The sequence below is a fragment of the Micromonospora sp. L31 genome (assembly GCF_052068075.1).
GTDB classification, from domain to species: Bacteria; Actinomycetota; Actinomycetes; order Mycobacteriales; family Micromonosporaceae; genus Micromonospora; species Micromonospora purpureochromogenes.
Genome location: NZ_JBQHDC010000001.1, coordinates 1255613 through 1274802 on the forward strand (window position 1 = coordinate 1255613; position 19190 = coordinate 1274802).

17 protein-coding genes are annotated in these 19190 nt (G+C 74.1%); 12 read left to right on the top strand and 5 right to left on the bottom strand.

Annotated elements, in window-relative coordinates:
• Window positions 1-59 precede the first annotated feature (59 nt).
• Entirely contained in the window at window positions 60-1814 is a 1755-nt protein-coding gene (gene ctaD, locus ACTMS9_RS06115; protein WP_441144855.1) for an aa3-type cytochrome oxidase subunit I, read from the top strand.
• A gap of 819 nt (window positions 1815-2633) precedes the next feature.
• Here the strand turns inward: ctaD and ACTMS9_RS06120 are convergent.
• The 4 genes from ACTMS9_RS06120 to ACTMS9_RS06135 form a co-directional block, all read right to left on the bottom strand.
• Window positions 2634-3857 carry an MFS transporter gene (locus tag ACTMS9_RS06120; protein WP_441144853.1) on the bottom strand — a complete coding sequence of 408 codons (1224 nt, stop codon included), beginning with the start codon at window positions 3855-3857 and terminating at the stop codon, window positions 2634-2636.
• 64 nt (window positions 3858-3921) lie between these two features.
• Window positions 3922-4503, bottom strand: a complete 582-nt coding sequence (locus ACTMS9_RS06125; RefSeq protein WP_441164360.1) for an isochorismatase family protein — start codon at window positions 4501-4503, stop codon at window positions 3922-3924.
• 16 nt (window positions 4504-4519) lie between these two features.
• Window positions 4520-5806 (bottom strand): nicotinate phosphoribosyltransferase, encoded by a 1287-nt coding sequence (locus ACTMS9_RS06130; protein WP_441144850.1) that lies wholly within the window; start codon window positions 5804-5806, stop codon window positions 4520-4522.
• Window positions 5807-5822: 16 nt separating this feature from the next.
• Entirely contained in the window at window positions 5823-8501 is a 2679-nt protein-coding gene (locus ACTMS9_RS06135; protein WP_441144848.1) for a LuxR C-terminal-related transcriptional regulator, read from the bottom strand.
• Between the two features lie 202 nt (window positions 8502-8703).
• Between ACTMS9_RS06135 and ACTMS9_RS06140 the strand changes: the two genes are divergently transcribed.
• The 11 genes from ACTMS9_RS06140 to rdgB all read left to right on the top strand — a co-directional run bounded on the left by ACTMS9_RS06140 (window position 8704) and on the right by rdgB (window position 17878).
• The gene (locus ACTMS9_RS06140) at window positions 8704-10266 is read left to right on the top strand and encodes a hypothetical protein (protein ID WP_441164361.1); all 1563 of its coding nucleotides are present in this window, start codon (window positions 8704-8706) and stop codon (window positions 10264-10266) included.
• Window positions 10267-10381: 115 nt separating this feature from the next.
• Window positions 10382-10672, top strand: a complete 291-nt coding sequence (clpS, locus tag ACTMS9_RS06145; RefSeq protein WP_088963684.1) for an ATP-dependent Clp protease adapter ClpS — start codon at window positions 10382-10384, stop codon at window positions 10670-10672.
• Window positions 10673-10674: 2 nt separating this feature from the next.
• Entirely contained in the window at window positions 10675-11169 is a 495-nt protein-coding gene (locus ACTMS9_RS06150; protein WP_172894756.1) for a DUF2017 domain-containing protein, read from the top strand.
• A gap of 54 nt (window positions 11170-11223) precedes the next feature.
• On the top strand, window positions 11224-11712 hold the full coding sequence (locus tag ACTMS9_RS06155) for a Mov34/MPN/PAD-1 family protein (RefSeq protein WP_441144844.1): 489 nt from the start codon (window positions 11224-11226) through the stop codon (window positions 11710-11712).
• Window positions 11713-11774: 62 nt separating this feature from the next.
• Entirely contained in the window at window positions 11775-12119 is a 345-nt protein-coding gene (locus ACTMS9_RS06160) for a MoaD/ThiS family protein (protein ID WP_441144842.1), read from the top strand.
• A 12-nt stretch (window positions 12120-12131) separates the two neighbouring features.
• Window positions 12132-13097 carry a PLP-dependent cysteine synthase family protein gene (locus tag ACTMS9_RS06165; RefSeq protein WP_441144840.1) on the top strand — a complete coding sequence of 322 codons (966 nt, stop codon included), beginning with the start codon at window positions 12132-12134 and terminating at the stop codon, window positions 13095-13097.
• 192 nt (window positions 13098-13289) lie between these two features.
• Window positions 13290-14036: an MBL fold metallo-hydrolase gene (locus ACTMS9_RS06170; protein WP_441144838.1), complete on the top strand. Its 747-nt coding sequence runs from the start codon at window positions 13290-13292 to the stop codon at window positions 14034-14036.
• 150 nt (window positions 14037-14186) lie between these two features.
• On the top strand, window positions 14187-15326 hold the full coding sequence (locus tag ACTMS9_RS06175) for a glycosyltransferase family 4 protein (protein ID WP_357607888.1): 1140 nt from the start codon (window positions 14187-14189) through the stop codon (window positions 15324-15326).
• On the top strand, window positions 15323-16492 hold the full coding sequence (locus ACTMS9_RS06180) for a glycosyltransferase (RefSeq protein WP_441164362.1): 1170 nt from the start codon (window positions 15323-15325) through the stop codon (window positions 16490-16492). The genes ACTMS9_RS06175 and ACTMS9_RS06180 overlap by 4 nt, the downstream gene beginning before the upstream one ends.
• A gap of 46 nt (window positions 16493-16538) precedes the next feature.
• Window positions 16539-17267: a ribonuclease PH gene (rph, locus tag ACTMS9_RS06185; protein WP_441164363.1), complete on the top strand. Its 729-nt coding sequence runs from the start codon at window positions 16539-16541 to the stop codon at window positions 17265-17267.
• On the top strand, window positions 17264-17878 hold the full coding sequence (rdgB, locus tag ACTMS9_RS06190; protein ID WP_441164364.1) for an RdgB/HAM1 family non-canonical purine NTP pyrophosphatase: 615 nt from the start codon (window positions 17264-17266) through the stop codon (window positions 17876-17878). The genes rph and rdgB overlap by 4 nt, the downstream gene beginning before the upstream one ends.
• A 32-nt stretch (window positions 17879-17910) precedes the next feature.
• Here rdgB and ACTMS9_RS06195 read toward each other — a convergent pair whose 3' ends face one another.
• Entirely contained in the window at window positions 17911-19137 is a 1227-nt protein-coding gene (locus tag ACTMS9_RS06195) for a DUF6891 domain-containing protein (protein WP_441164365.1), read from the bottom strand.
• Window positions 19138-19190: the final 53 nt, after the last annotated feature.

Below are 19190 nucleotides of genomic sequence, written 5' to 3' on the forward strand. Positions count from 1 at the left end.
TGACGGCTCGCAGATAGAAGCGCGTGCCGAGCGGGACAACCGAGAACCGGAGGCCATTCGTGACCACCGTCGCACCCAAGCCGGTCGTGACCCGGCCATGGCCGGTCCGAGAGCCGGTCAAGGGGTCGGCCATCGCGCGGCTGCTGCGCACCACGGACGCGAAGCAGATCGGGATCATGTACATGGTCACCGCGTTCGTGTTCTTCATGATCGGTGGCCTGATGGCCCTGATCATGCGTGCCGAGCTGGCGCGGCCGGGCCTGCAGTTCCTGTCGCCCGAGCAGTACAACCAGCTGTTCACGATGCACGGCACGATCATGCTGCTGTTCTTCGCGACGCCGATCGTGTTCGCCTTCGCGAACTACGTCGTGCCGCTGCAGATCGGCGCCCCTGACGTCTCCTTCCCCCGGCTCAACGCCTTTGCCTACTGGCTGTACCTCTTCGGTGGCACCATGGCGACGGCCGGCTTCATCAGCCCGGGTGGCGCCGCCGACTTCGGCTGGACCGCCTACACCCCGCTGAGCACCGTCGAGCACTCGCCGGGCGTCGGCGCCAACATGTGGGTCGTCGGCCTGGCCATCTCCGGTCTGGGCACGATCCTCGGCGCGGTCAACCTGATCACCACGATCCTGACCCTGCGGGCCCCGGGCATGACGATGTTCCGGATGCCGATCTTCACCTGGAACATGCTGGTCACCAGCCTGCTGGCGATCCTGGTCTTCCCGCTGCTGGCCGCCGCGCTCTTCGCGCTCGCCGCCGACCGGCTGATGGGCGCCCACGTGTACGACCCGGCCACCGGCGGGCCGATGCTCTGGCAGCACCTGTTCTGGTTCTTCGGCCACCCCGAGGTGTACATCATCGCGCTGCCGTTCTTCGGCATCATCAGCGAGGTCATCCCGGTCTTCTCCCGTAAGCCGATCTTCGGCTACAAGGGTCTGGTCGCCGCGACCATCGCCATCGCCGCGCTGTCGATGAGCGTCTGGGCGCACCACATGTTCGGCACCGGCCAGGTCCTGCTGCCGTTCTTCAGCTTCCTGAGCTACCTGATCGCCGTGCCCACCGGTATGAAGTTCTTCAACTGGCTCGGCACCATGTGGCGGGGCCAGATCACCTTCGAGACGCCGATGCTCTTCTCCATCGGCTTCCTGGTGACCTTCCTCTTCGGTGGTCTCACCGGTGTGCTGCTCGCCAGCCCGCCGATCGACTTCCACCTGCACGACTCGTACTTCGTGGTGGCGCACTTCCACTACGTGCTCTTCGGCACGATCGTGTTCGCTGTCTTCGCCGGCATCTACTTCTGGTTCCCGAAGATGTTCGGCCGGATGCTCGACGAGCGGCTCGGCAAGATCCACTTCTGGCTGACGATGATCGGCTTCCACACCACGTTCCTGGTGCAGCACTGGCTGGGCAACGAGGGCATGCCGCGTCGGTACGCCGACTACCTGCCCAGCGACGGCTTCACCACGCTGAACACGATCTCCACGATCGGCGCGTTCATCACCGGTATCTCGACCCTGCCGTTCATCTGGAACTGCTGGAAGTCGTACAAGACCGGCCCGGTGGTCGAGGTCGAGGACCCGTGGGGTCACGGCAACTCGCTGGAGTGGGCGACCAGCTCCCCGCCGCCCCTGCGCAACTTCGACCGGATGCCGCGGATCCGCTCCGAGCGGCCGGCCTTCGACCACAAGTTCCCGGAGCTGGCCGCCGGCCACAGCCTGGCCGGTCCGCCGGAGGGCGGCTCCAAGCCGCTCACCAGCGAGTCCGACGGTGGCGCCAGCTACCGCGAGGACACCGCGAGCAACATCGACCGCTGACGCGCCGCACGCGACACCGACGACGGGCGCCGCACCCCACCAGGGGTACGGCGCCCGTCGCCGTTCCGGCTCGGACCGGCGTCGGTCGAGGCGTTCCGGTCTGAGCGCGCCCGTCGCCGTTCTGGCTCGGACCGGCGTGAGCCGTGGCGTTCCGGTCTGGCGGCGCTCGGTTGCCCGTCGTCTGGGCGGCGCTCGGCTGGCCGGTCGGGTCTCGGCGGCGGCGTCTGCCTCGGTTCCGGGCTCGGCTCTCCTGGCGCCGGCCCCGCATCGGGAACAGCTGGTCCGCTCGACCCCGGCTCGCTGGCGACGGCGGAATCTGGGCGGATGGATCGTGGACCGTCACACCCGCCGGGAGGCGGATGCGCTCGTGAGCGATATACCTGAGAGGCATAAATATGCCTCTCAGGTATATCGCTCATCGCGTATGTGTCCCACCGCCGCGACACGCCGACCGGGGCCACCGCGACACGCTTGACCCCCGACGCCCGACCACCCGGCTGCCGGTCTGCCTGGCTTGGGCCATCCGATCGCTGGCCTGCCCGACCGCCCCGACCGCCCGACCGCCCGGCTGCCGGGTCGCTGGCCTGCCCGACCGGCGGCGTGGCCGACCGGCGGCGTGCGCGACCGTCGGGGCCGCCAGTCTGCCCGACCGCCGGGCTGCCGGCTGCGCCAGCGCCGGGCCGCCGGGCACCGGGGTTGCCGGGCACCGGGGTTGCCGGGCCGCCGGGCACCCGGGCTGCCGGGCTGCCGGGCCGCCAGGCCGCCAGGCCGCCAGGCAGGGTGCGAGAGCGGTACCGGACCGCCTGGCGGACGGCGGGGTCAGGTGGTGGCGGGGGCCAGGTCGGCGGCGTCGGCCACGTCGGACACGGCGGCGGTCTCGCGGCGGTGGCGCAGTTCGACGGGGAGCACGGCCAGCGTCACCGCCAGCCCGATCGCGCCGGTGACCGCGAAGCCCCACAGCGGCAGCGAGGCGTCGATCACCGCGCCGGCGAGCGGCGCGCCGAGCGCGATGCCGACGGTGACGGCGGAGCCGTGCAGGCCCATCGCCTCGCCGCGTACGCCCGCCGGGGCGAGCCGGCTGACCGCGTCGGAGGTCGCCGCGATGGTCGGGGCGCAGAGCGCGCCGGCCGGGATGAGGGCCAGGCAGAGCAGCCACCAGTGGCCGCCGCCCAGCCCGACCGGGATGGTGCAGAGGCTCAGCGCGGCGGTGAGCGCCAGCGGCGAGAACGAGCGGCGGACCGCCCCGTACGCGAACCCACCGACCAGCGAGGCGACCGCCCACATGGTGAGCACGGCGCCGGTCCAGCCGACCTCGCCGCTGGCCCGCAGCACGGCGACCACCGCGACGTCGGTGCCGCCGAGGACCAGGGTCGCCGCGCCGCTGACCGCGAGCACGGCCAGCATCCGGGGGGTGAGCCATTCCCGGCGGGGCGTGCGGGGCTGCGGACCGGCCGGCTCGTCCGCGCTGCGGGTGGGCGGGTTGAGCAGCCAGAACGCGACGCCCGAGGCGACCACGCCGGTGCCGACCGCCCAGAGGGTGGTGCGCGCCGAGACGGTGGTGGCCAGCGCCACGGCGAGTGCGGGCCCGACCATGAATGACAGCTCGACGGACATCGAGTCCAGCGCGTACGCGGGGCGTCGCCGGTCCTCGGGGGCGAGCGCGGCGATGGACTGCCGGATCACCGAGAAGATCGGCAGGGCGAGCAGGCCGGCGAGGAACGCGGCCGGCAGCAGCACGGGCAGCGAGAGCGTCGGCGCGCTCGCCCAGAACACCGCCTCGGCGACGGTGGTCAGGGCGACCACCGGGCGCAGGCCGCGCCGGTCGACCAGGCGGCCGAGCAGCGGCGAGCCGAGCGCCGCCCCGACGGTCATCGCGGCCCCGACCAGGCCGGCGGCGCCGTAGCCGCGGCCGAGGTCGAGCACCACGAAGAAGGTGAGCGTCACCCCGGTCGCGGTGAGCGGGATGCGGGCCAGCACGGACACCAGCAGCAACGACCGGAGCCCGGGCAGGGCGAGCGCTTGCCGGTAAGGCGTCAAGTTCATGATGGTCCGTACCTCCGGCGGCCATCCTCGACCGGAGGTACGACATCGGCAAGCGATTACCGGCTCAAGCGTCCCTGATCACAGGCTCGCCCCGCAGGGTGACGCCGGCGCCGTCCATCGCCCGCAGCGCCACGTCGAGGGTGGTCCGCGCGACGGCGGCCGTGAGGTCGAGCAGCACGGTGGTGGCGAAGCCCTCCCGGGCGGCGTCCAGCGCGGTGGCCCGGACGCAGTGGTCGGTGGCGATCCCGACCAGGTCGACCCGGTCCACGTCGTGCCGGCGCAGCCAGTCGGCGAGGCACTCGCCGTCGTCGGCGTGCCCCTCGAAGCCGGAGTACGCCGCGGCGTGCTCGCCCTTGTGGAAGATCATCTCGACCCGGTCAGTCTCCAGGTCCGGGTGGAACTCGGAACCGGCGGTGCCGACGACGCAGTGCCGGGGCCACGAGTCGACGAAGTCCGGCGGATCGCCGAAGTGCGCGCCCGGGTCGACGTGGTAGTCCTTGGTCGCGACCACGTGGTCCCAGCGGTCCGGCTCGGCGGCGAGCAGCCGGGAGACGCCGGCCGCGACCCCCGCGCCACCGGCGACGGCGAGGGACCCGCCCTCGCAGAAGTCGTTCTGCACGTCCACGATGATCAAGGCGTTGGCCATCGGAGTGACTCCTTCGTCAGCTTGCCGGGACGACGGTGACCGGCACCGCCGGGTCACCGCCGGAGAGCTTGAGCCCTTCCCACGGAATGGAGATCAGGCACTGCCGCAGGTGCTCCCGCGACTCGTCGAGCGAGGGCAGCACGACCGGCTCCCCGTCGACGATGAAGGAGCGCTGGAGCAGCCGGTCGTTGGGCTGCCGGTCCGGCACGCCCTGCGGCACGATGATCTCCTCGGTGGCGGTGCCGGTGGGCTTGTGCCGGCGTACCGCGACCTTCCGGCCGCCGATGGTGGCCTTCTGCTCGGAGCGCTTGACCACCGGCCGCCCGTCCACCTCGACCAGCTTGTAGACCAGCCCGACGGTGGGCGCGCCGGAGCCGGTGACCACGGCGGTGCCGGCGCCGTACATGTCCACCGGCTCGGCGGCGAGGGCGGCGATGGCGTACTCGTCGAGGTCACCCGAGACGATGATCTTCGTTTCGGTGGCGCCGAGCGAGTCGAGCAGTTCCCGGGACTGCTGGGCGATCACCGCCAGGTCGCCCGAGTCGATCCGGATCGCCCGCAGCTCCGGCCCGGCCACCTCGATCGCGTTGCGGATGCCCTGGCTGATGTCGTACGTGTCGACCAGCAGCGTGGTGTCCTTGCCCAGCGTGGCGACCTGCGAGGCGAACGCCGTCTTCTCGTCGTCGTGCAGCAGGGTGAACGCGTGCGCGGCGGTGCCGGCGGTGGGGATGCCGTAGCGCCGGCCGGCGGCGAGGTTGGAGGTGAACCGGAACCCGGCCAGGTACGCCGCCCGCGCCGCGGCCACCGCCGCCTCCTCGTGGGCCCGCCGGGAGCCCATCTCGATCAGGGTGCGGCCACGGGCGGCGGTGACCATCCGAGCGGCGGCGGCGGCCACCGCGCTGTCGTGGTTGAGCACCGACAGGACCAGCGTCTCCAGCACCACGCACTCGGCGAAGCCGCCGGAGACGGTGAGGATCGGTGAGCCCGGGAAGAAGAGCTCGCCCTCGGCGTACCCGTCGACGTCGCCGGTGAAGCGGTAGCTGGCCAGCCACTCGGCGGCCCGGTCGTCCACCACCCCGGTGCGGCGCAGGAAGTCCACCTCGTCGGCGTCGAAGCGGAAGTCGCGGATCAGGTCGACCAGCCGGCCCGTCCCGGCGACCACCCCGTAGCGCCGCCCGGCGGGCAGCCGCCGGCTGAACACCTCGAAGGCGCAGCGGCGTTCGGCGGTGCCGTCCCGGAGGGCGGCGCTGACCATGGTCAGCTCGTAGTGGTCGGTCAGCAGCGCGGGGCGAAGGGAGCTCACCGACCCAGCCTAGAGTTCACGCCGATTCCGTGCCGTCGTGGCCCGTGAACGACCGCAGCGCCGCCGGCAGCTCCGCCCGCCCGGTGATGCCCAGCTTGCTGTAGACCCGCTGGAGGTGGTTCTCCACCGTGCGGGTGGAGAGGAACAGTCGCTCGGCGATGGCCCGGCTGGTCACCCCGGCGGCGGCCAGCGTGGCGATCTGCCGTTCCCGATCGGACAGTGCCGGTCGCAGCGCCTCCAGCGCCGGTGTGCGGATCTGGTCGCAGCCGCCGAGCAGGCCCGCGAGCCGCTGGTGGGCGGCGCCGGCCGAGGCGGCGCGTTCCCGGCGCAGCTCGCGCAGCGCGGTCGCGGTCGCCTCGGCGGCCCAGACCGGCAGGTCGAGCGCGGCGAAGCCGTCGGCCACCGCCAGCAGCTCGGCGTCGTCACCGGCGACGGTGGCCCGGGCGTACCGGGCCAGCAGCGGCGGCAGCACCCCGTCGACCTGCTCGGAGAGCTCACCCAGCCGTTGCGCGACGGTGCGCCGGCTGCCGTCCGTGCAGGTCGGGCCGACCGGGGCCGTCGCCTGCCCGAGCCGGACGAGGTCGTGCAGGACCAGCACCTCGTGCCCGGCGAAGCCGTCGGCGCGGAGCCGGTCGGCCAGGTCGCCCAGGTGCTTGGTGGCCCCCGGCAGGTCGCCCCCGGCCGCCAGCACCGCCCCGCGGGCCTGCTCCAGCCAGGGGTAGAGCACCACCATGCCGGGCGCGTGCGTCCGGTCGGCCTCGGCCATCGCCTCGGCGGCGTGCTCGGCCTCGCCGCGCAGCGCCGCCGCCTGGGCCCGTTCGGCCTGCGCCAGCCCGGCGTAGACGCGGCTGGTGGCCAGCACCGCGCAGGCACCGAGGCTGACCTTGAGCGCCTCGCCGCTGCGGCCGCGCAGCCGGGCCGCGTACGCCTGGAGGATCGCCAGGTAGCCGGTGCCGAGCCGGAAGTCGCCGGCCCCGGCCAGGTCGGCGAACTCGTCGGCGACGATCGCGTCGATGCCGGCCAGGTCGCCGGCGAGGGCCAGCCGGGTGCCCCGGGCCAGTTCCATCGCGAGCTGAAGATAAGGCATGTCGCTGCGCCAGTGCGGCGCCTCCGCCGCCACCCGGGCGATCGCGGTCGCGCTGCTGCGGAACTGTCCCCGCGCCGCGTCCAGGTGGGCGATGGTGCAGCGGGCCAGCTCCCGCGCCGCCACACTGGCGGCCGGGCGGTCCAGCACCGACCGGGCGAGCCGGAGCGCCGCTGTGCCGTCCAACCCGTGCAGCCGCATGATCGCCTCGAAGGCGCGCACCCGCGCCTGGTCGCCCGGGTCGGTCAGGGCCGCGCCCGCCTGGGCGATCTCCTCCACGGTGGACTCCCGGCTGAGCCCCCAGTAGCTGACCATGCCGCGCACGGTCAGCCAGCGGCTGCGCCGCCGGTCGCCGTCGATCTCGCCGGCCACCGCGTCGAGCACCCGGATCGCCTCGTCGGGCCGGTCGGCGAACATCAGGATGGTGGCGAGCAGCTCCGCGGCGTCGAAGCCGCCGCCGGCGTCGAGCGCCGCGCGGGCCAGCCGGGTCGCCAGGGGTACGTCGTACCGGGCGAACGCCTGGGCGGCCGCGCCGAGCAGCAGCGTGGCGTCCTGGGCGGTGCCGGAGTCCAGCCGCCACACCGCGACCCGGAGCAGGTCGCCCCGGCGCCGCGCGCCGACCTGCTCCAGCAGCTCCGCCAGGCGGGCCTGCAACCGCCGGGTCCGGGTGACCGGGCAGCGGCGGCGCATCATCTCGCCGTAGAGGGGGTGGGCCAGCCGGACGTCGAGCCGCCGGTCGTCGCGGACCATGGTGATCAGGCCACGCTCCTCGGCCAGCTCCACATCGGCCTGGTCGGCGGCCTGGTAGAGCAGGTGCAGGCCGAGCGGTTCGCCGAAGGCGACCAGCTCCACCACGGCGCGCACCCCCGGCTCCAGCCGCCCGATCCTGGTGTCGATCAGGTCGGTGAGGCTGGGGGCCAGCTCCAGCCGGCCGGTCCAGCGCCAGACGCCGTACTGGCGGTCCAGCTCACCGCCACCGGCGGCGGCCAGCACCAGCTCGCGCAGCAGCAGTGGGTTGCCGGCGGAGAGCCGGAACAGCCGGTCCGCCGAGCCGGCGTCGACCGGACCGTCCAGGATGGCCGCGAGCAGGTCGGCCGTCTCGGCCGGGCCGAGCGGGGCGAGCTCGAAGTGCTCGACCAGGTCGTCGGTCCACAGCGCCCGGATCGGCAGCGGCACCTGCTCGCCGTTGCGCAGCGTCCCCAGGATGGTGGTGTTCTCCTGGCGGGCGAGCAGGTGGACCAGCGCGGCCGACGGCGGGTCGAGCAGGTGGGCGTCGTCGATGGCGAGCACGATCCGCCGCCCCGCGGCCTGCTCCTGCAACACCTCCACACCCCAGCGCAGCACGCCGGCGGGGGAGAGCCCCTGCGGCTGCTCGGCGGGGAGCACCTGGGCCAGCCCGCCGAACGGCAGCGCCGCGGTGGCGGTGCTGGCCGCCACGTACCAGATCGCGTAGCGGTCGGCGGGCAGCGCGCTGACCCCCTCGCGCAGCAGCCGGCTCTTGCCGATGCCGGCGTGGCCGCTGAGGATGAGCCCACGCCCCTCGGCTTCGTCCACGGCCGACTGCAGACGGTCAAGTTCATCCGTTCGGCCGACGAAGCTCCACCGACTCATCGGTGCAGCATATCGACGGAATTCCGTCCGCGCGCACACCGTCACGCTGCGAAGTTGAGTAATCTCGTGGTTACCGGTGAGTACCCGCGGTTTTCGGTGCTGGGGGGTGTCGGACGTACCCTTCCGGCAGTCGGGTGCCACCGCACCGGATGTCCATGCGGGCTGCTCACCGCCGCCCGCCCGCCAGCCACGGGAGGCCGCGATGAAGCCCGGTCCACTCCCCGGGGTCGACGTGCCCGGCGGTGCCGGCGGGGCGGCCGAGCTGCCCCGCTGCGGTCCGCTCCCCGCCCGCGTGGGGGTCACCGAGCCCGGCCCCGACGAGCCGCTCGTGGCGGTCGCCGCCGGTCCGGCCGCCGCGGCCCGCCGCGAGGTGCTCGCCGCCCTGCTCGGCGTCGCCTCCGGCATGCTGGACGTGCCGGCGGGCAGTTGCCTGCTGGTCCGGCACGCCCGGGTCGCCACCCGCGCGGCGTACGTGCCGGGCTACCGGCAGCCGCACTCCTACGGCGCCGACCAGGCGGCCGCCGGCCCGGCGCTGGCCCGCCCGCCCCGCCGGGTCGAGCTGAGCCTGCCCGAGCCGCTGCTGCGTCACTTCGCCGTGCTCGACACGCCGGACACCGACACCCTCGGGGTCGCCGGCGGCCGGATGCTCCTCGACGCGGTCGGCCGCGGCGGCGCGCTGCTCTACGTCATCGGCGCCGACCAGACCTTCACCGGCGCGGAGCTGCACCTGCTGGCCGAGGTGGCCCGGGCCCCGGTCGAGGTCTTCTTCGTGGTCACCCCCGGCGCGGGCGGCTGGGCCCCGGCCGAGGCGGCGGGCGGGACGGACGACACGGAGGCGCCCGTCCCGTCGCCCCGCGACGCGTCGTCCGAGGCGCCGGCCCTGCTGGACCCGGCGGAGGTCAGCGTCGAGGCGCACCGGGCGGCCCTGCTCGCCGCCGTGCCCGCCCTCGCCGGCGCCCGCTGGTTTCCGGTGCACCGGGCCGAGCATCCCGGCCTGCGCCGGGCCCTGGTCGGCTGGGCCGCCGACGAGGGGCTGCGCCGGGCCAGCCTCCAACCGCCCGTGCTGCCCGGCGCCCACGGCCGGGTGGCCGTCGTGCCCGACGCCGACGCGGGGGACTGGTCGGAGCGGCTGGAGCGGCAGACCCGCACCTGCGCCCGCAGCATCCGCCAGCACCTCGCGCTGGAACTGGCCAACATCCACCTGCGCGCGGTCCAGGAGATCGTCTTCGGGGTGGGCTGCGCGGGCCTGCCGCAACTGCTGGACCGGGAGATGGAGGCGCTGTCCCTGCTCGCCACCGCCCAGTGCGACCAGGCCGTGCGCGCGGTCATCGACGACGCCGCCGCGCGGGTCCTGGGCGCGCCACTGGCCGAGGGGGTCCGGCAGCGGATCGCCACGGCCGTGCGGTGGGGCCTGGCCGACCAGCCGCAGGGCCGGGACCTGGAACGGGTGCTCCTGGTCACCAGCACCGCCGGGGTGGGCGACCTGGTCGGCACCGGCGCGATCGACGCGCTGGCCGGCCATCCCGGTGCCACCCGTTCCGAGGTGCTGCCGCCGGTCGCGGTGGCGCTCTCCGGCGGGTGCTGGCAGCACTGGCGCACCCCGGGCAACAACGATCCGATGGCCGCCCGGTCCTGGGCCCAGCGCGCCCTGCGCGAGGTGGAGCTGGAGCTGTCCCGCGAGGTGTCCCGGCGCTTCGAGGCGGTCCGTCTCTCCCTTGGCGCGGTGCTCTCCGATGCCCTCGACCACGGCATCCTGCTCGCCTGAGCGCGGCGTCGTCACGTCGCCGCCCCGCCCGGTCCGCGCCGCCCGGGAGGGTGATCCGGGCCGCCCCGGCGTTCCGGTTCATCGGTTCGCCGAATCCGGTGGCACGATGGGGGGCATGGCGGCTCCACAGGTTGCACCGGTCGAGACGCCGGACACCGACGAGGTGCCGGTCTCGGACCGGCCTTGGGTGACGATCGTCTGGGACGACCCGGTCAACCTCATGACGTACGTGACCTGGGTCTTCCAGAAGCTGTTCGGGTACAGCCGGGAGAAGGCCGAGAAGTTGATGCTGGACGTGCACCACAAGGGTCGGGCCGTGGTGTCCAGCGGCGCCCGGGAGCGGATGGAGCACGACGCGTCGCAGCTGCACGCGTACGGGCTGTGGGCGACGGTGGACCGCTCGTGAGCATGTTCCGCCGCCAGGGCGGCCGCTACGTCGCCAGCTTCGCCGTCGACGAGGTGCGGGTGCTGCGCAAGGTCGCCTCCGAGGTGGTCGGGCTGCTCACCGACGGGTTCGACCACTCCGACCCGGTGGTCGGGCGGCTCTTCCCCGACGCGTACCCGGACGACCCGGCGAACACGGCGGAGTTCCGCCGGTACACCGAGGGCGACCTCAAGACCGCCAAGATCGACCAGGCCGGCGCGATCCTGGCCGCGCTGCCGGACGAGGCGGGCGGCGAGGTGCGGCTGGACGCCGAGGCGGCCGAGGCGTGGCTGCGGGCGCTCAACGACGCCCGGCTGGCGATGGGCGTCCGGCTGGAGATCAAGGACGGCACCGACCTGGGCGAGGAACTCGACGACGCGGTCGCCGAGGACCCGACCTCCTCGCGGGTGTTCCAACTGTCGGTCTACGCCTACCTGGGGTATCTCCAGGAGTCCCTGCTCAACGCCCTGATCGACTAAGTGTGACGGTCACCGCCTCGCAGTCGGCGGCCGGTGGGCGCTAGGCTGGGCGGCGTGCTGAGCATCGACCGGTCGATCGTCGAGGCGATCGTGGCGCACGCGCGCCGGGACCACCCGGACGAGGCGTGCGGCGTGGTCGCCGGTCCCGCCGGCAGCGACACCCCCACCCGGCACATCCCGATGGACAACGCCGCGCGCTCGATGACGTTCTACGAGTTCGACTCGATGGAGCAGCTGCGGGTGTGGCGGGAGATGGACGACCGCGACGAGGAACCGGTCGTCATCTACCACTCGCACACCGCGACGGAGGCGTACCCGTCCCGGACGGACATCTCCTTCGCCGGCGAGCCCGGGGCCCACTACCTGCTGGTATCCACGCGCGAGCCGGGCAGCGAGGAGATCCGCTCCTTCCGGATCGTCGACGGCGTGGTGACCGAGGAGCCGGTGCGGATCGTCGACGCCGCGGTGGACCCGCACGCCGTCCAGTCCTACATGTTCGGGCAGAGCCCGGCGACGGTCGACTACGAGTGTTCCGGCCGCTGACCTTCAGCGCCGTTCACTTCCCGTCCGTCACCGAGGCACACCCGATCAAGGAGCACGACACCATGGCCATCGAGGTTCGCATCCCCACCATCCTGCGCAGCTACACCGGCGGCGCGAAGGTCGTCGAGGGCGCCGGGGACACCCTGGGCGACCTGCTCACCGACCTGGACTCCCGGCACGCCGGCCTGCGGGGCCGGCTGGTCACCGACGCCGGCGCGCTGCACCGCTTCGTCAACGTCTACGTCAACGACGAGGACGTCCGCTTCCTCGGCGCGCTGGACGCCAAGCTCACCGACGGCGACAGCGTGACCATCCTGCCGGCCGTCGCCGGTGGCGCGTTCGGCTTCGCGGCGGCAGCCGCCATCGCGTCGCACGCCGTCTCCCGGCGCGCAACCGTCGCTCGCTGACCGGCGGGCGTCATGGCTCGCTACGACAGCCTGCTCGACGCCTGCGGTGGCACCCCCCTGGTGGGGTTGCCCCGGCTCTCGCCGACGGTGCCCGATGGGGCACCGCCGGTGCGGCTCTGGGCGAAGCTGGAGGACCGGAACCCGACCGGCAGCATCAAGGACCGGGCGGCCCTGTTCATGGTCCGCGCGGCCGAGGAGTCCGGCCGGCTCCGGCCGGGTGACACCATCCTCGAACCGACCAGCGGCAACACCGGCATCTCGCTGGCCATGGTGGCCAAGCTCCGCGGCTACCGGCTGGTCTGCGTGATGCCGGAGAACGTCTCCACCGAGCGGGTCCAGCTGCTCCGGATGTACGGCGCGGAGATCATCTTCTCGCCGGCCGCCGGCGGCTCGAACCAGGCCGTCGCCACCGCCAAGCAGATCTCGGCGGAGCACCCCGACTGGGTGATGCTCTACCAGTACGGCAACGAGGCCAACGCCCGGGCGCACTACGAGACGACCGGCCCGGAGCTGCTGCACGACCTGCCCACCATCACCCACTTCGTGGCGGGTCTGGGCACCACCGGCACCCTGATGGGCACCGGCCGCTACCTGCGGGAGAAGGTCGACGGCATCCAGGTCGTCGCGGCGGAGCCGCGCTACGGCGAGCTGGTCTACGGCCTGCGCAACATCGACGAGGGGTACGTTCCGGAGCTCTACGACGCCACCGTGCTGTCCCGGCGCTTCTCCGTGGGCACCCGGGACGCCGTGCTGCGGACCCGGCAGCTGGTGGAGGTCGAGGGGATCTTCGCCGGCTTCTCCACCGGCGCGATCCTGCACGCCGCCCTCGCGGTGGCCCACGAGGCGGTGCGGGACGGCCGCCGCGCCGACGTCGCCTTCGTGGTCTGTGACGGCGGCTGGAAGTACCTCTCCACCGGCGCCTACGGCGGCACGCTCGCCGACGCCGAGGACGCCCTGGAGGGGCAGCTCTGGGCGTGAGGCCCGACCCCGGGCCGGCCGGTCCACGCCGGCCGGCCCGTGGGTGTCACGTTGATGACAACTTCCATTAGATGATTCTTGCCCCGCCGTCGCTGCGCGTAGGCTGCGCAGCGTGGCGTACGCGTCGGTAGAGATCATCGGCGAGGCTCGCACCGGCGTGTCGACTACGATGAGTAACGACAAGGCGACGGGATGAGACTGACCGTTCTCGGCTGCGCGGGCAGCTTTCCCGGCCCCGAGTCCCCCTGCTCCGCCTACCTCGTCGAGGCGGACGGCTTCCGGCTCCTGATCGACTTCGGCTCCGGGTCGCTCTCCACCCTCCAGCGCTACGCGGGGCTGCACGCCCCGGACGCCATCCTCCTGACCCACCTGCACTGCGACCACATCCTCGACGCCGCCTCGTACGTGGTGGTCCGCCGGTACGCCCCCGACGGGCCGTACCCGCCCCTGCCGATGTACGCCCCGTCCGGCGCGCCGGACCGGCTGGCCGCGGTCTACGACCAGGAGGACAGCACGGTCGAGGACGTCTACCAGTTCTACGGCCTGCAGCCCGGCACCTTCCCGATCGGCCCGTTCACCGTCACCGTCGACCGGATGAACCACCCGGTCGAGACGTACGGGGTGCGCCTGGAGCACGGCGGGCGGGTGCTCTGCTACTCCTCGGACACCGCGCCCTGCGACGCGCTGCTGCGGCTGGCCCAGGACGCCGACGTCTTCCTCTGCGAGGCGAGCTACCTCGACGGCATGGAGAACCCGCCGGACCTGCACCTGACCGGCCGGGAGGCCGGCGAGGCGGCGACCAAGGCGGGGGTCGGCCGGCTGTTGCTGACCCATCTCGTGGTGGCCTGGGGCAGTGAGTCGCACACCGTCGAGTCCGCCGCCGGCGCGTATGCCGGGCCGCTGGAAGTGGTCCGGGCCGGCGCCGCGTACGACGTCTGAGCGGGCACCTACAGCCGGTCGTGCCGCCCTGGGATCTCCTGGATTGACCGACTGAGCCGGGTCCGCCCGGCGCGCGTTCGTGGTGGAATGTTCGCCACCGCGTCAGCGGCCGGTCGTCCCGTGCACCGCTGCCGCCCCCACGGTGACACCATGCGGATCGCCATCGTGACCGAGTCGTTCGCGCCGGACGTCAACGGCGTCGCGCACTCGGTGGTCCGAACGGCGGAACATCTCGTCGCCCGTGGCCACGAGCCTATGGTCATCGCCCCGTCGCCGCCCGGTGCGAAGCGGCGTCCGATCGACCGGTTGCCGTACCCCGTGGTCCGGATCCCCAGCGTGCCGCTCCCGCGCTACCAGGGCTTCCGGCTCGGGATGCCCAGCCTCCGGCTGGCCGAGGCACTCCTCGGCCACGCGCCCGACGTGGTCCACCTGGCCAGTCCGTTCGTCCTCGGCGCGCGGGCCGCCACGCTGGCCCGGCGGCACGGGCTGCCCACGGTCGCCGTCTACCAGACCGACGTCGCCTCGTACGCCCGGGCGTACCGGGTGGGGTGGGGGGAGGCGGCGGCCTGGCGGCGGCTGCGGGAGATCCACAATTCGGCACAGCGCACCCTCGTGCCCTCCACCCGGTCCGCCGCCGACCTGATCGCCAACGGCGTGCAGCGGATCTGGCTGTGGCGTCGCGGCGTCGACGCGGAGCGTTTCCACCCCGACAAGCGCTGCGCCGGGCTCCGCCGCGCCCTCGCGCCGCGCGGCGAGATCCTGGTCGGGTACGTCGGACGCCTCGCCCCGGAGAAGCGGGTGGAGCTGCTGTCGGCCGCCGCCCGGTTGCCCGGGGTGCGGATCGTGGTCGTCGGGGACGGCCCCGCCCGGCGGCAGTTGGAGAAGGCCCTGCCCGAGGCGCGGTTCCTCGGCGTTCAGCACGGCGAGGCCCTGGCCCGGCTCTACGCCAGCCTCGACATCTTCGTGCACACCGGGCCGCACGAGACCTTCGGCCAGACCCTCCAGGAGGCGGCGGCCAGCGGACTGCCGGTGGTGGCGCCGGCCAGCGGCGGTCCGGTGGATCTGGTCGAGCCGGGCGTGACCGGGCTGCTGGTGCCGCCCGGCGACGCGGACGCCCTGGCCGGGGCGGTGGCGACGCTCGCCGGCGACGCGCGGCGGCGGACCGCGTACGGGGCCGCCGGCCGGGCCGCGATCGGCCGGCGCAGCTGGACCGCCATCGGCGACGAGCTGATCGGGCACTACCAGGCGGTCCTGGCCGGTGTCCCGGCCGGCGGTCTGCCGGTCACGTGACCGGCGGCGCCGCCCCGGCCGGGCGGGGGCTGCGGATCGTCCGGCTGGCAAACTTCGTCGCCGCCCGCTCCGGCGGGCTGCGCACCGCCCTGCGACACCTCGGCGAGGGCTACCGGGCGGCCGGGCATGACCCGGTGCTGGTCGTTCCGGGACGCCGGCCCGCGGTGAGCCGCCAGCCCTGGGGCACGGTGCTGACCGTGCCGGGGCCGGCCGTGCCGGGCAGCGGCGGCTACCGGGTGCTCACCGGCCGGCGGACGGTGCAGCGGCTGCTGACCCGGCTCGCCCCCGACCGGCTGGAGGTCTCCGACCGCGCCACGCTGCGCTGGACCGGCGAGTGGGCCCGCGCGCACGGGGTGCCCTCGGTGATGGTGTCCCACGAGTGCCTGACCGGGCTGCTCGGCCAGTGGCGGCTGCCGGCGGCCACCGCCCGCCGGGTGGCGGACCGGCTCAACCGGCTCACCGTGGGGGCGTACGACCGGATCGTCTGCACCACCCGGTGGGCGGCCGAGGAGTTCGACCGGATCCACGCCCCCCGGGTCGACCTGGTACCGCTCGGCGTGGACCTCGACACGTTCCGCCCGGACCGGGCGGAGCCGGCCCTGCGGGAGCGGTACGCCGACCAGACCGAGGTGCTGCTCGTCCACTGCGCTCGGCTCTCCCCCGAAAAGCGCCCGGAGTTGGCGGTCGACACCCTGGTCGAGCTGCGCCGCCGGGGCGTACCGGCGGTTCTGGTGCTGGCCGGCGACGGGCCGTCGCGGGGCGCGCTGGCCCGGCGGGTGGCCGGGCTGCCGGTGCACCTCACCGGCTTCCTGCCCGACCGGACCGCGGTCGCCGCCCTGCTGGCCAGCGCCGACGTGGTGCTCGCGCCGGGGCCGGTGGAGACGTTCGGGCTGGCCGGCCTGGAGGCGCTGGCCAGTGGGACGCCGGTGGTGGTGAACGCCGCCAGCGCGCTGCCGGAGGTGATCGCCGGAGCGGGAATCGCCGCGTACGGCACGGCGGCCTCGATGGCCGACGCGGTCGTCCGGCTGCTGGACCGGCCGGAGGCGGCGCGGCGGGCGACCGCCCGGGCGCGGGCCGAGGAGTTCAGTTGGCCCGCCGCGGTCGCCGGTTTCCTGCGGGTGCACGGGGCGGAACCGGACGGCACGCCGCCGCGGCTGCCGGGCTGAGGACACCCCGGGGCGGTTCGATCACTCGACCGCATAAGGTGCAGGCATGGCGCGACCTGACGGGCGGCTGCCCGACCAACTCCGACCGGTGACCCTGACCCGCGGCTGGAGCACCCATCCGGAGGGCTCCGTGCTCGTCGAGTTCGGTGGCACGCGGGTGCTCTGCACCGCCAGCGTCACTGAGGGGGTGCCCCGCTGGCGCAAGGGCTCGGGGCTCGGCTGGGTGACCGCCGAGTACGCGATGCTGCCCCGGGCCACCAACACCCGCTCGGACCGGGAGAGCGTCAAGGGCCGGGTCGGTGGCCGGACCCACGAGATCTCCCGGCTGATCGGCCGGAGCCTGCGGGCGGCCGTCGACCTCAAGGCGCTGGGCGAGAACTCGATCGTGCTCGACTGCGACGTGCTCCAGGCCGACGGCGGTACCCGGACGGCGGCGATCACCGGTGCGTACGTGGCGCTGCACGACGCGGTGACCTGGCTGGCCGGGCGCAAGGCGCTGGCCGGCAAGCCGGAGAAGGTGATGCACCGGTCGGTGGCGGCGGTCAGCGTCGGCATCATCGCCGGCGAGCCCCGGCTGGACCTCGACTACGCCGAGGACGTCGCCGCCGAGGTCGACATGAACGTGGTCTGCACCGGCGAGGGCGACTTCGTCGAGGTGCAGGGGACCGGCGAGGCCGGCATCTTCTCCCGTACGCAGCTCGACTCGCTGCTCGACCTGGGGCTGTTGGGCTGCGTGGAACTGGCCGACGCACAGCGGAAGGCACTCGCATCATGAACAAGGTCCTGCTCGCCACCCGCAACCGCAAGAAGCTGATCGAACTGCAGCGGATCCTCGACGGCGCGCTCGGCGCGCACCGGATCGCCCTGATCGGGCTGGACGACGTCGAGGAGTACCCGGAGCTGCCGGAGACCGGCCTGACCTTCGGCGAGAACGCGCTGATCAAGGCCCGGGAGGGCTGCCGCCGCACCGGCCTGCCCACCATCGCCGACGACTCGGGGATCGCGGTCGACGCCCTCAACGGCATGCCGGGCGTGTTCAGCGCCCGCTGGGCCGGCCGGCACGGCGACGACCGGGCCAACCTCCAGCTGGTGCTGGACCAGATCGCCGACCTGCCCGACGAGCACCGCGCCGCCTCGTTCGTCTGCACCGTCGCGCTGGTGCTGCCCGGCGGCAAGGAGCACCTGGTCGACGGCCGCCAGGCCGGCCGGCTGCTGCGCGCCCCGCGCGGCGACGGCGGTTTCGGGTACGACCCGATCTTCCTCGGCGACGGTCAGGACCGCACCAACGCCGAGCTGACGCCGGAGGAGAAGGACGCGATCAGCCACCGCGGCAAGGCCCTGCGCGAACTGGCGAAGTTGGTCGCCAAAGTGCTGCCGCCGGCCTGACCGTCCCCGTCACCGCTGGCCGGGGCCGCCGGTCAGCGGTGGTGCAGGGTGGTGAGGTCACCACCCAGTTCCCGGACGGCCACCCGGTCCTCCACGGCCAGCGTGGTGAGCACCTGTTCCACCTCGGCCAGGGTCGCGAACCGACCCACCGAGACGGCCGCCGCGGTGTCCAACTCCTCCACCCACAGCCCCTTCGGCTCCCAGGTGGCCTGCACGCACCCGCCCGACCGGCCGACGCAGATGAGGAAGTCGTAGCTCAGCGGGCGCATCCGGCGCACCAGGACCAGCAGCTCCGCCAGGTCCATCGGCACGTCCCGGTCGGCGCCGCCGACGTGGTCGGCGGTCACCTCCACGAAGCCCACCGGCGCGGGGGCCGGCACGGTGCCCGGCGGCAGGCCGCGCAGCCGCCGGATCAGCTCTGTGCCGTCGTACCGGCCCACGGTCAGCTCGGGCCCGCCCGGGTCGGCGTACGCGCCGACCAGCGCGTCGCCCTCGCGCCGGACCTCCACCGACCGGCCCGCCCAGCTCAGCCGCACCCGGACGGCGGCCGGGAGCCAGGGCAGGTGCAGCGCGGTGAGCCGGCCGGCGGGCATCGGCCCGTCCCCCGGGGCGTGCGGCCCGGTCCAGCCGCCGAGCAGCTCCACGTCGACCTCGACGTCGTCGTGCGGCGCGGGTGGTACGGCGGCGAGCCGGCCCACCCGGCGTCGGCGCCACGTCATCGGCACCTGGATCCGGCTGCCGGTGTCGCCGTTCCAGTGGACGGTCAGCCCCTCGGCCCGCAGCGCCGCCGCCACCTCCTCGCCGATCTCCGCCGACGCCGGGCCCCCGAACAGCCCGTAGGCGACGAAGACGGGCGACCCGGCCACGGCGCGCTCGGCGTCCTGCCGGTGGTAGAAGGCGTAGCCGCGCGGTTCGATCGTGCGCGGCACGTCCGCGCCGATCTCGTCCACGCCGCAGTTCTGGCAGCAGGTGAAGTTTTCCCGGGCGACCACGCCGGCGGCGGTGAGCGCCCGGAACGCCGCGGTGAGCCGGTCGCTGTCGGTCACCTCCGGCCAGTGCGCCTGCGCCGTGAGGTGCCGGGTCAGCTCCTCGGTCACCACGGGCCACACCAACTCCGCGACCCGGCCCGGCTCGTCGGTGCGGTCCAGGTATTCCACCGTCTCGGCGACGATCGCGGCGGCCGGGAGCTCGGCCAGCGCCACCTGCCGCCTGACGAAGTCCCGGACCTGCTCGTCGAGCTTCTGCTCCTCGGTTTCCACGGCGGCGAACGCTAGCAGCACCGGCCGACAGCGGACCCGCCCTGCCGAACCGT